The organism is Granulicatella sp. zg-84, assembly GCF_010892375.1.
GTDB lineage: Bacteria > Bacillota > Bacilli > Lactobacillales > Aerococcaceae > WM01.
Genome location: NZ_WNJX01000008.1, coordinates 59,535 through 71,634 on the forward strand (window position 1 = coordinate 59,535; position 12,100 = coordinate 71,634).

The 12,100-nt window shown below is 33.0% G+C and carries 12 protein-coding genes and 1 pseudogene; 2 read left to right on the plus strand and 11 right to left on the minus strand.

Annotation, left to right across the window (positions count from 1 at the left end):
* Positions 1-11: 11 nt before the first annotated feature.
* The 10 genes from GMA06_RS02885 to GMA06_RS02930 all read right to left on the minus strand — a co-directional run bounded on the left by GMA06_RS02885 (position 12) and on the right by GMA06_RS02930 (position 10,452).
* Complete coding sequence (locus tag GMA06_RS02885; RefSeq protein WP_163545262.1) at positions 12-857, minus strand: kinase; 846 nt, start codon at positions 855-857, stop codon at positions 12-14.
* Positions 844-1,941, minus strand: a complete 1,098-nt coding sequence (gene cobD, locus GMA06_RS02890) for a threonine-phosphate decarboxylase CobD (protein WP_163561619.1) — start codon at positions 1,939-1,941, stop codon at positions 844-846. The genes GMA06_RS02885 and cobD overlap by 14 nt, the downstream gene beginning before the upstream one ends.
* Before the next feature lie 26 nt (positions 1,942-1,967).
* Entirely contained in the window at positions 1,968-2,408 is a 441-nt protein-coding gene (locus GMA06_RS02895) for a EutP/PduV family microcompartment system protein (protein WP_163561620.1), read from the minus strand.
* 47 nt (positions 2,409-2,455) lie between these two features.
* Positions 2,456-3,757 carry a haloacid dehalogenase-like hydrolase gene (locus tag GMA06_RS02900; protein WP_163545265.1) on the minus strand — a complete coding sequence of 434 codons (1,302 nt, stop codon included), beginning with the start codon at positions 3,755-3,757 and terminating at the stop codon, positions 2,456-2,458.
* Positions 3,758-3,961: 204 nt separating this feature from the next.
* Positions 3,962-4,684 (minus strand): ABC transporter ATP-binding protein, encoded by a 723-nt coding sequence (locus GMA06_RS02905; protein ID WP_163561621.1) that lies wholly within the window; start codon positions 4,682-4,684, stop codon positions 3,962-3,964.
* A 1-nt stretch (position 4,685) separates the two neighbouring features.
* Positions 4,686-6,218 (minus strand): glycine betaine ABC transporter substrate-binding protein, encoded by a 1,533-nt coding sequence (locus tag GMA06_RS02910; protein WP_163561622.1) that lies wholly within the window; start codon positions 6,216-6,218, stop codon positions 4,686-4,688.
* 136 nt (positions 6,219-6,354) lie between these two features.
* On the minus strand, positions 6,355-7,227 hold the full coding sequence (thrB, locus tag GMA06_RS02915; protein ID WP_205426185.1) for a homoserine kinase: 873 nt from the start codon (positions 7,225-7,227) through the stop codon (positions 6,355-6,357).
* Between the two features lie 13 nt (positions 7,228-7,240).
* A complete protein-coding gene (locus GMA06_RS02920; RefSeq protein ID WP_163561623.1) occupies positions 7,241-8,518 on the minus strand; it encodes a homoserine dehydrogenase in 1,278 nt (425 codons plus the stop codon).
* A gap of 191 nt (positions 8,519-8,709) precedes the next feature.
* Positions 8,710-9,639, minus strand: a complete 930-nt coding sequence (locus GMA06_RS02925; protein ID WP_163561624.1) for an RluA family pseudouridine synthase — start codon at positions 9,637-9,639, stop codon at positions 8,710-8,712.
* Positions 9,640-9,654: 15 nt separating this feature from the next.
* Positions 9,655-10,452, minus strand: a complete 798-nt coding sequence (locus GMA06_RS02930; protein WP_163561625.1) for an NAD kinase — start codon at positions 10,450-10,452, stop codon at positions 9,655-9,657.
* A gap of 111 nt (positions 10,453-10,563) precedes the next feature.
* On the opposite strand from GMA06_RS02930, the gene GMA06_RS02935 reads away from it, so the two are divergent.
* Both GMA06_RS02935 and GMA06_RS02940 read left to right on the plus strand, forming a co-directional pair.
* A complete protein-coding gene (locus GMA06_RS02935; protein ID WP_163545271.1) occupies positions 10,564-11,130 on the plus strand; it encodes a CYTH domain-containing protein in 567 nt (188 codons plus the stop codon).
* A gap of 89 nt (positions 11,131-11,219) precedes the next feature.
* Positions 11,220-11,840 (plus strand): DsbA family protein, encoded by a 621-nt coding sequence (locus GMA06_RS02940; protein ID WP_163545272.1) that lies wholly within the window; start codon positions 11,220-11,222, stop codon positions 11,838-11,840.
* Positions 11,841-11,870: 30 nt separating this feature from the next.
* Here GMA06_RS02940 and GMA06_RS08390 read toward each other — a convergent pair.
* Positions 11,871-12,100 (minus strand): annotated as a pseudogene (locus tag GMA06_RS08390) (hypothetical protein); the annotation flags it as partial.

Sequence of the window (12,100 nt, forward strand, 5' to 3'; positions counted from 1 at the left end):
CCATACAAACCTCACAACTGCTTGACACCTTCATAAATAATGGTGCACAATGTTCTTTTTTGATAATACTTTGCAAATAATTGTTTAGATAGAGCTTCTTCTATTTGCTCTAAAAAAGCAACTTGTTCCTTTGTTAATAAAATACCCACAACAGTGCCACTATGCGCGATGTTAATACCCAATAATTGATAATTTTTGACAAAAGCAATGATGTCCTTTAAATAAGGTTTTGGTAAACGTCTATCATTCAATAAAGCACTCTCTAATGCAACATGTGACAGTAAACTTAACGATTTTTCTTGACACGCTTTTTGAAACAATGTAAATAATTCTTTCGAGTGCTGTTTATCATATACATTCGATTGGCTCATACGAATCAATCCCACCGTATTGACCGTTTCAATTGGTTCTAACATGTATACATACAACTCAGGTTTCCAATGCGTTTCAAACAAAGGCTTTGCTGTTAAAGGATTAATCACTGTCCAATGTTTAAACGCTACCGAATCAGTCGGTTCTACTTTCGAGCATAAAGACGACAATGTTTCCATAGATAATTTTTCCTGTTTCAACAAAGACATACCATATAAAGCGCTAATCATATCTGCTGTACTACTTGAACAGCCTTTTCCAACGGGAAGCGACGTCTTTCTCGTTATATGAAACATGTCCTTAGGATATACCAAATCTTTTATTTCTTGAATTTTAGGCAAAATTATAGAAGTGGTTGTACTAGATGAAACTGTAACAATACTTTTTTTATCAATATTGTAGGACAATAAGTATTCTTCATCATCATACACACCTTGAAAAAGTTCCCCGCAAGACCCAGCACAAGACACACTAACACTTTTCATGTATCACCTCATTATCAAAAATCTCTTGTATTGCTTTAATCAACTGCTCATTTTCCTTTCGTGTACGCACTGCAACACGATAATGCTGTGTTGTCAATCCATGATAGTTTTGACACGAGCGAATAAAGACTTTCTTCTCCCATAAGGCTTTCCTTAAATCAAGTTCGCCCAAGTATGTAAAGAAAATATAATTCACTGTTGGTTTGACAACATCAAGCTGATGAAAACTAACAAGAGCATTATATAAGAACTCTTTTTCTTGATGTAACCACTGCTTCGTTTGTTTTTGATAATTTATATCTTTTAAAATAACTGGCACTGCTCTATCTGCTAATGTGTTAATACTCCAAGGTGCTCTTTTATTATCAATATCTGTTAAACACGATGTTAAAAAAGTAAGAGCATATCCTAGACGTAATCCTGGAATAGCATAAAACTTTGTTAAAGATTTCACGACAATCACATGTGGATACTCTTTTAAAAATGGTACAAATGTATATTGTACTTCATCCATTAAAAAATCAACAAAAGCTTCATCAATCACTAAATAAATATTTTTATCACTTAAATAATTTGCAACTTTTTTAAGTTCCTCACTTGTCACTAATGTGCCTGTTGGATTATTCGGATTACAAATCAATACCACATCACCACTTGTTAACATTGATAAATACGGCATCATACTATCAAATGTCCATTGATAAGAAGAATCAAGTGGACAAAGTTTAATTTTAGCACCAACTTGAGAAAATGCTTTTTCATATTCCATGAAAGTAGGGCTTAATGTAAGCACTTGTTTTGGTTTAAAAAAGCGTGCTAATTCATAAAAAATTTCAACGGCTCCATTTGATAATAATACGGTTTCTGCAGGGAGCTGATGATAAGTAGCAATCGCATTTTTTGCTGCTCGATAATGGATGTCTGGGTAATGTACTAAAGCATCTATACTCTCTATAATGACTTGTCTTAATGCTTTAGACACACCAAAAGGATTGATATTTGCACTGAAATCAATGCAATCCTCTCGGTTATAACCAAGTTGCATTGCTAAAGCATCTACATTTCCTCCATGCTCTATTTTCATGCCTATCAATCCTTTCATGTCTTTATTTATTTGTCATCGTCCATTAAATATTCACGCAAATCATCAATACCAATATTTTCAACAGAAGAAATTTCAAAAATTCTAATTGCTCCTGCTAATTTTAATTGTAGTCTTGCTCGCTCAATTAAAGATGGATCTTTTGCCATATCAATTTTTGTGACAACACCTATAACAGGTTTTGTAAAAAGGGATGCAAAACCTTGTGGAAATGTCTGCATCGTTTCCGCAGATGAAATCAATAAACCTATCACATCTGCTTCCGCAGCAGTTACTGTCAACGCATTATAATATTGTCTATGTTGTAAAAATTCTCCTGGTGTGTCAATAATAGCATCATAAAACTGAATGGCTTGCGTTTTATAATAACTAATATCTAATCCTTTTAATCTTTGTGTTAATGTTGTTTTTCCAACACCAACTGATCCAACAAACATAATTTTTTTCATACGTCACCTCGTTTCCATTATACACAAGATTTTGCGAATATCCAAATTTATTTTTTCAATAATTCTGCTTCTGTTTTACCTAATAAAATTGTTTCACGTCCGTGTAATAATATACCTTTATTTTCGTCACGACCTTGTAAGAAGTATCTTGCATCATCTTTATCATATGTGTCTGCCGCTTCTTTAGACAATTTACCGATACCTTTTTCAGTTGGTCTGATACGGTTAAAGATAATACCTACTTGTAAATCTTTAAAGTCAGTTAACATTGCATAGTCCCCATTGCTGTCACCTGCAATCAAGATAGGTTCTTTATCTTTGTGAGTTGCTGCCATATATTTTTTAATCGTTTCTGTTTTACCTGCACCTTGTGTTTGTGCATATTCTGGATTTAATTCAGCTTGAATAACACCATTGCTATCTTTAGATAGCATCATAGCATAGATATTTTCTTTAGGAATATTATATCCATATTTACTATTTGTTGCATAAGGAATAATAACATCAATATAAGATGCTGAACAAATATATACGTCAATACCATTTTCCATTAAAGTTGCGTATAAGTCTTGCATTTCTTTAACAGAACGTACACCTGTTTTGAAAGATACACTAACTTGTCCTGCTTCACCTTTTAATGTTGCTGGACTTTCCCATGTTTCTTCTTTTAATTCATCTTTTAAAGCATAGTCAATAGATTTTTCAGTTAATGCTTGTACTTCTTCAGATGTCATGCCTGCATATAAATATGTTACCCATGGATAGCTAATGTCTGAACTAAATGTTGAGCCAACAGCTTCATATAAATAACGTAATTTAGCACTAAAGTCTTTATATTCATCAGTTGATTTTAATTCATCTAATGATTTTGTCCCTTTCATGCCACTATAATTATTGTATAAGAATGTATAGTCTGATTCTAAATCTTTTGCAATTTTATCAATATTTACACGGCCACCGTCTTTATTATTCCAATCTTCTTTAAAATCATCACTTGGTAAGTTTTTACGAATGGCTTCACCAAATTTTTCTGGTGTCATTTTGAATTCTAAATTCATGATTTGATAAGTGAATGTTGCTTCACCAATATCGTTAATAATTGTTGTGTTATCCCAATCAAATACAGCATAAGGTTTTGCATCTGCTTTATAGTTTGCATTTGTTTTACCATTATCAGCAACTAATTTTGACAAGCGAGCATATAATTTATCTTCCCATACACCTTTTTCGAGTGTTTTAACACTTTGAGCTTGTTGCGTTGTTGTTTGCTCCATTTTTGTTGTTTGTGGTGCTTGACATGCTGCTAATAGCAATGTTGCTCCACACATAAAAATAACACGTTTTTTCATGTTTTTACCTCCAAAAAATTTTTGCTCCATAAAAAAGGGCAAAGAAAGACCGTTAGTTGTTCTGGTTGCGCACCATTGCGACTAAACGGCTTCTTTGCCAATCTGTATGAAACTGTTTTCAGTATACCTTGCAAATATCATTTCGTCAATATATAATCGAACATCACACGAAAGTTTTATATTTTTTTAATAAAATTTATAAATCTATACACCAGATAATACAATTAAACGTTCAACAAATTCGTTTTTTGGATGCAAACGAATCTCATCAGGTGTTCCAATTTGTTGAATTTTTCCTTCGTCTAATACCATGACTCGTGTCCCTAATTTCAATGCTTCTGCTATATCATGTGTGATAAAGACAATCGTATTTTTTAGTTGTCTATGAAGTTGTTTTAACTCATTTTGCACTTGGTATCTTGTAATAGCATCCACTGCACCAAAAGGTTCATCCATTAACAAAATATCTGGATTAGATGCTAATGCTCGAGCAATCCCTACACGTTGCTGTTGCCCTCCAGACAATGCATTGGGAAACATCGTTGCAATCTCATGAGATAATCCAATCATATCTAATTTTTCATAGACAATTCTGTCAATATCTTCTTGAGGATATTGTTTTAATCGCAACACATAAGCAATATTTTCAAAAACGGTTAAATGCGGAAATAAAATATTTCCTTGAATAGCATATCCAATACGCCGTCTTAATTCAATTAAATCTTCATCCGCAATACTTTTTCCGTCAATTAACACATCTCCGCTATCAATACTCACTAAACCATTGATCATTTTCATAAGAGTCGTTTTTCCTGAACCAGATGATCCAATGACTGTTAAAAATTCACCTGTTGGAATCGTTAAATCTAAATTCTCAATAATGATTGTATCTTCATATTTTTTACATACTTGTCTAAACTCAATCATATTATTCTCCAATCAATCCCAATGTTTTTAAATAGTTTTTTGCAACATCACTCGGTTTCTCGCCTTTACTTTCTACCTTATCATTCAGTTCAGACATCGTTTTATCATCTAAAGTATGATTTAGCAATGCTAATACTTTTCTTAATTCTGGATGTTGCATTAAAACGTCCTCTCGAACAACTGTACCGGCGACATAAGATGGATATAATTTTTTATCATCTTCCAATACAACAATATTTGCAGAAGATAACTGCCCATCTGTTGTAAAAATAGTCATGACATCTATCTTACCATCATGAATGGCTTGATATTTTAATCCATTATCCATATCCACCGTTTTTTTAAAAGACAAATCATATACTTTCTGCAATGCTTTATAACCATCTTCTCTTTCATAAAAATCATATTCTGCACCAAAAGTAAGTTGATTGGCAATAGCCACTAAATCGCTATATGTTTTTAATTGATATTGATCGGCTATTTCTTTTCTCACAGCAATACCATATGTGTCATTAAAGCCAAAATTATTCCCCCACTCAAGATGGAACATGTCGTGATAATCTTTCATTAATACATCAAATTTTCCTTCATAATAAGGTTCCGTATGTTTTAACACTACTTGCCATGCAGTTCCTGTATATTCTGGATACATATCAAATTCACCTTTTAAAACTGCCGGATGAATATTCGCTGTTCCTCCACCTACACCGTGTGTTATTTTTACGTTTAAATCTGTTTTTTCCTCTATGAGTTGCTTTAACATTTCTCCTAAAACATAACCCTCAGTCGTTGGCTTAGTCGCAATGTGAATGGGTTTTTCCATAGGAACTAAATAAAAAGCACCTATGATGACTGTAAATAAAACAGCAATCGACATCACCCATTTTTTAATATGCTTGGATAATCCATGATGTACTTGGATTCTTTTTTCAATATTTGCCAATAAGAAATCTGCAACTAACGCTAATATAGCAATAAGTAAACTACCAACAACTGTCATATTCAAATTATTCGTTGTAATACCGCGATAAATAGCAACACCTAATCCACCTGCACCAACAAAAGAAGCTATCCCTGCTAAAGCAATCGTCATAGTTACCATATTTCGAATACCCGACATCAAAATTGGTAAAGACAGAGGAAACATGATTTTATACAAAATTTGATTGGGCGTACTCCCCATGCCTTCGGCAGCTTCGATAATTAAACTATCCACAGACATCAATCCAACATAAGTACTTTTGACGACAGGTAATAAAGCATACAATGTCAAGGCAACAACAGCTGTTGTATTACCAACACCTGTAATTCCAATTAAAAAACCTAATAAAGCAATCGCAGGAATGGTATATAACACATTCACTATACTTAATAAGATTGTTGCTAATTTAGGTTTTTTTGTCATATAAATACCGATACCTATACCGAAAATAATGGCAAGTATAATGGATATAAACGATACAATAATATGTTGTTTAAGTAAATCCATAAAAAATGGATACTCATTTAAAAATAAATCAATAATACTTTTCATGTTACTCTCATCCTTTAAAACGCTTTTATTTATTATACTATATTTTTCTCATTTGTATAAAATGATTTGTTTTACGAAGTAAACAAAAAGCTCTTCGTCAACTCGTGATTGCCCAACACGAGTTGACGAAGAGAGATTAGTCGTGATAAATAATTTGTACACCTGTTCGGTCAATTTCCAAAGGAACAATATCATGCTCTGGAAAGGCTTCTGTTAATAAATGGGTAATTTTTTTTACTTGTTGAGGGGGTACTAAAGTCATGACCGTCGGTCCCGCCCCACTTAAATATGTACCGTATGTATATTCTTTTTTTAATAATTCACGAATTTGAACCAATTCTGGTACTAAATGTTTACGATACGGTTCATGAAAGACGTCACTTTCAATAATATGACGAATATATTTCAAATAACCTCTCGCGATTTGAGATACAAAAACATTACTAATTGCACTACCTTTTGCGGCTTCTTTTAAAGAGAGCATATCCGGTAAAACGCCTCTACTCTCTTTTGTTGACAATGGTTTTGCAGGAATACAAGCCACGCCCACAACATGATTAACATAAACTTTTGACCAAAAGACACGTTTATTCATGGCAGCACTAATAACCAAGTTTCCAATCAAAGCAGGAGCAACATTATCTGGATGTCCCTCATACTTTGTTGCTAGTTGTATTTTATCATCTATTGATAAATTTAAATTACCTAAATAGTTTGCTAATTCTATTCCTGCAATAATGGCAGATGATGAACTTCCTAGACCTCTGGTTGTTGGTATATTCGTTCTCATGCGTAAACGATGTGGTTTTAATTTATGACATGTTCTCTTAGCAATTTGAATGATTAAATTACGGTCATTATTTGGTAAATAAGGAATATCATGCTCGATTATCCATTCATTTGTTTCTTCCAAAACATCTAATTCTAAATATAACTGAACAGCTATACCTATCGAATCAAATCCCACTCCCATATTTGCCGATGTTGCTGGCACTTTAATGGTTATCATCTATTCTCCTCCTTTAAAAAATAGTTAAAGACACAACATCAACAACAGATTGTTCTTTTTGTAATGCGTCTATCACAACTTTATGTGTTGCAACCTTTTCTAATTCGGTCATGACAAACATTGTGACATGATTTTCTTCTTTTAGAATTTCTACTTTAGAAACATTTACACCATGCTTTGCAAAAACTTGTTCAATCATTGCACTGTCATCAAAACCTTGTTGTAAATAAATACGATAATAATAGTCAAAGAACACTTTATCGGTCGATAAAAAGGCTGTTGGTTGTTGATACGTTGAAAATGGTCTACCTGTTTTTCCAGAAAGTATATTCACACCAATCGCCATAATATCACTTACAACTGAATTAGCCGTTGGTAATTTACCCGCACCTGCTCCGTAAAACATCGTTTCACCCAGTGCTTTCCCTGTAACATAAACCGCATTATTTTCTTGGTGAACAGTCGATAATGGATGTTCTTTTTTCACAAAACTCGCACCTACTTGTGCGTACACTTGTCCATTCTCACACTTCGTCATTCCCAATAATTTGATCACATAACCTTGATTATCCGCAAATGCCATATCGTGTTTATTTAAATGACGAATACCACTTATATCCATATCGTTTAATTGAATAGCCATTCCAAATCCTAAACGCGTTAAGATAACAACTTTACGTGCTGCGTCTAAGCCATCCACATCACTTGTTGGGTCTGCCTCGGCAAACCCAAGTGCTTGTGCTTGTTTAAGTGCTTCGTCATAACTTAAACCGTTTTGAATCATTTGTGTCAGCATATAGTTCGTTGTACCATTCAAAATACCAACAATTTCTGTCACCTCATCTGAGGCCATACTTATAGTTAACGCACGTAAAATAGGAATACCGCCACCAACACTTGCTTCATAATAAAAATCAACACCTTGTGTTTTAGCAAGGTCAAACAGTTCTGTTCCATAAAGTGCAATTAAATCTTTATTTGCTGTCACAACATGTTTGTTCGCTTGCAAAGCACGTTTCACATACTCATAAGCGACCGTTGTTCCACCAATCACTTCAACAATAATATCCATATCTGGTGTTAACAAATCGTTAATATCAGTTGTAAAAAAAGTATCACAACTATTGATAATTTCTTGATAAGGCTCTAACTCACGCACCAATACTTTTGTCACACGTACGTTTTTACCTAATACTTGGCTCATTTTTTCTTGATGATTTTGAATGATGTCAAAAACACCACTTCCAACTGTTCCAAACCCTAATATTCCTACTGATAAATATTCTTGCATACATATACCTCCAAGCCAATTATCCTTATAGTATAAAAGATTCTATTAAAAAGTCTATACTTTCTCACAAGTTTTCTCATTTTTTTGTAAATACTCTATTGTACTCATGTGATTGACAATATGTTCTATAAATCAAATGCTTTAATATCCACTTAAAACAGATAAAACTGAAGTAACATAATATCGCTACTTCAGTTTCTTTCTATGCCATTTCTATCAAAAATTTGACATTTTTCTACAAGTACTTGCATATCTTTTGGCATTGGCGCATGACACGTAATTATTTCATCAGAAAACGGATGCTTAAACGCCAATTTTTCACAGTGTAAAGCTTGTCTTTGTAAAGACGTGTCCATACGTCCACCGTATAAATCATCTCCAATAAGCGTTGCCTTTTTATGTGTAAAATGTACTCTAATTTGATGTGTTCGTCCTGTATGTAATTTAATTTTATACACACTCATATTATAACCACGCGCATAGAGCCAATATTCTGTTCGTGCCTCTTTTCCAGAACCGTCTGCTATGACTTGTCTTGTCATTATTGAATCCGGTACACGCCCAATAGGAGCATCAATCACACCATACTCAAATAATTCATCAGATTGCTGTGCTATGGCTATGTATTGCTTGTCAACTTGTCCAGCACGTAATTGTTTATCTAATTGTCCATGTGCAAACTGGTGTTTAGCAAATAACATCACACCCGAGGTATCTTTATCCAAGCGTGTCACAATATGAATCACTTGATGCTCATTATTATTTTGGACAAAATAACCTTTCACTCGATTTGCCATAGAATACTTTGGATGTAAGTAAGACGGAATCGAGGCAACACCTGCTGGTTTATTGACAGCTAAAACATGCTCATCTTCATACAATATATCAATCGGTAAAAAAACAGGTATCACATTTGGCTGTGCCTCTTCCTTTGGAATGACCATACGAATGCAATCCCCATTTTTTAAGACATATCGTACCGTTTCTTCTTTTCCGTTTACCAATAATTGTCCACCGTGGAATTTTACTTTTGCCAATAAACGTCTTGAAATATCGTGTGCTTTCAAAAAAGCTTTCAAGGATATTTCTACTTCTTTTTCGTATGTCCACTCAAAATACATTTTCTGTCTTCTTTCCTACTTTCCAATAAATGAATTTTTCGTACGCATCCAAAAATCAATATTTTTATAATTGATAAAATGAATATGTTCCTCACTAATGGATACCGTTATTTCAACATTGTCTTGGGTTTCAAAATGAATTGGATCAATATTATCAATCACGACAAAAGGAGAAACCGCATCTTTCACGATTAAACGCACACTTTCCCCTTTCGGTAAAATTAAAGGGGAGCCTATCGTTTTATAGACCCGATTATTTAATGCAGCAATTTCTGTTAACTGCATGGCTTCCATTTTCGGATGCAATAATGCTCCTCCTAAAGACTTGTTTAACCCTGTTGATCCCGTAGGAGTGCACACACACAAACCATCTCCTCTAAAAATTTCAAATAATGCATCATCAATACTCACTTCACATACCAAAGTGCCCGTCAATGTTTTCACCGTCACTTCGTTCAAAACCATGTGCGAGATACATTTATCAGATTGTACAATATTCACTCTTAATAAAGGATATTGATACGTTTGATGTGTTTTTTCTTTTAAACATGCCACAACATCTTCTAGTTCTTCATCTAAAAAATCGGTATAAAATCCTAAATTCCCAGTATGAATTGCCAAAAAATGAACATTACTTAGGCGATGTGTATACTGATGAAATGCTTTTAATAAAGTACCATCTCCACCTATGGAAATAACAATTTCTGGATGTTTTTCATCAATTTCTACTGATTCTTGTTCAAGACGTGTTAATAATGCTTGTTTCACTTCTTGTGATTTATTTGAACGACTTACTACTAATGCGATTTTCATATGTTAACCCCTGTCTATTTCGACATATTTCCTATCATTATACCATATTACTTGCATATTCGGAAAAATATCTTTAGAATGACAACAACATTACTAAAAAGGACACAAACTATGAGCAAAGAACTAGAAAAAGAATTGAAAACAGGCTTAACAGAAAGCGAATATCATCATTTATATACATTTCTACAATGTGACAAGCGACCACTTATCTCACAAGAAAATTATTATTTTGATACATTCGATAATCAATTACTCAATCATAAACTTGGATTACGCATTCGCTTAGACGATACACATGGAGAATTCACATTAAAAGTACCCGTAGCAGAGCATGAAAAAATGGAAATAACCGATATATTCTCTCTTGACTTAGGAAGAGCTTATCTACAATCAAATACCTTCCCAAATGGTCATGTTGTACAAGAACTACGTCATTACAATATATCAAGCACAAATCTTATTCAAATTGGTACACTCAAAAACGAACGATATGAAATAGAAACATTAGATGGGTTGTGGGTTTTGGATAAAAGTTATTTTCAAAATGGTATAACATACGAACTAGAGTTTGAATATGAAACAAATACGAAACCATTTTATGATTTTTTAGAAAAACACGGTATTCTATTTAAGGCATTACCGTCAAAATTAGCACGTGCTGTCAATCGTCAAGCATAATTTTGGCAAATGTATTTAATAAATGTTATAATACAGATACAAATATATGACAATTTTGTAACAAAACATTATGCGAAGGAACTTTTAATATGTTAGATATGCCTTTAAATCAGAAAAAAGAACCTGCACACGTTTTAGATATTTACTTATTTATTGATCCGATCGACACGTCTTGTCATCAATGTGCAACAGAAATACTGGACTTTTTAAACACATTAAATATGAAAGTATATACTCATTTTATTCCGTACTTTAATTTAAAAACGATTGATGAGTATATCAAAAAATATCAATTACCAACAACAGATTTAACATTACGTAATAAGATATATGAAACAGATTATTTAATTGGATTAACTTATAAAGCGGCGACTTTCCAAGGAAAACGTAAAGCACGCCAATTTTTAGCGCAATTAAAAGTCCTAACCGATACTTATCGTCATAACTTAACCGATGAAGATATTTTAGGTATTGCTGAATTATCCAATTTAGACTTATCCATGTTATTAGAAGATAGACAATCAGAAAATGCAAAATACTTATATCAAAAAGATTTAGAAATTGCACATAAATTTTCAATTTCTAAAGTGCCGTCTATCATTGTCTTTGACTCTTGTAGACCTAATGGTATTTTGATTGAAGAAGATATTACAGTATCTCATATACAACATGTTATCGAAACAAGTATGGATTGTTTAAAAGCAAAATAACAAGCTCTCCGTCATTAGTTGACGAAGAGCTCAGATTGTTGACAATAGCGATAAAAAATCCAACATATTTTTTAAAAATTGAAAAATATGTTGGATTTTGAATTTTAAAATACTAAATGAAGAATAATATCTCAAAAAATGGCTATCTCTCGTGAGTAGAATTGCCATTTTTTTCATATTTTGGGCAGCACAAGATAACCAAGTGTACTGCTGCATCTTGGCTACTCCTCTATATTGTGCAAACCGATACCCATGATTTT

Excerpts from the sequence above, each read along its gene's own strand:
- GMA06_RS02885 (WP_163545262.1), bottom strand. The coding sequence starts at position 857 with ATGAAAAGTGTTAGTGTGTCTTGTGCTGGGTCTTGCGGGGAACTTTTT.
- cobD (WP_163561619.1), bottom strand. The coding sequence starts at position 1,941 with ATGAAAATAGAGCATGGAGGAAATGTAGATGCTTTAGCAATGCAACTT.
- GMA06_RS02895 (WP_163561620.1), bottom strand. The coding sequence starts at position 2,408 with ATGAAAAAAATTATGTTTGTTGGATCAGTTGGTGTTGGAAAAACAACA.
- GMA06_RS02900 (WP_163545265.1), bottom strand. The coding sequence starts at position 3,757 with ATGAAAAAACGTGTTATTTTTATGTGTGGAGCAACATTGCTATTAGCA.
- GMA06_RS02905 (WP_163561621.1), bottom strand. The coding sequence starts at position 4,684 with ATGATTGAGTTTAGACAAGTATGTAAAAAATATGAAGATACAATCATT.
- GMA06_RS02910 (WP_163561622.1), bottom strand. The coding sequence starts at position 6,218 with ATGAAAAGTATTATTGATTTATTTTTAAATGAGTATCCATTTTTTATG.
- thrB (WP_205426185.1), bottom strand. The coding sequence starts at position 7,227 with ATGATAACCATTAAAGTGCCAGCAACATCGGCAAATATGGGAGTGGGA.
- GMA06_RS02920 (WP_163561623.1), bottom strand. The coding sequence starts at position 8,518 with ATGCAAGAATATTTATCAGTAGGAATATTAGGGTTTGGAACAGTTGGA.
- GMA06_RS02925 (WP_163561624.1), bottom strand. The coding sequence starts at position 9,639 with ATGTATTTTGAGTGGACATACGAAAAAGAAGTAGAAATATCCTTGAAA.
- GMA06_RS02930 (WP_163561625.1), bottom strand. The coding sequence starts at position 10,452 with ATGAAAATCGCATTAGTAGTAAGTCGTTCAAATAAATCACAAGAAGTG.
- GMA06_RS02935 (WP_163545271.1), top strand. The coding sequence starts at position 10,564 with ATGAGCAAAGAACTAGAAAAAGAATTGAAAACAGGCTTAACAGAAAGC.
- GMA06_RS02940 (WP_163545272.1), top strand. The coding sequence starts at position 11,220 with ATGTTAGATATGCCTTTAAATCAGAAAAAAGAACCTGCACACGTTTTA.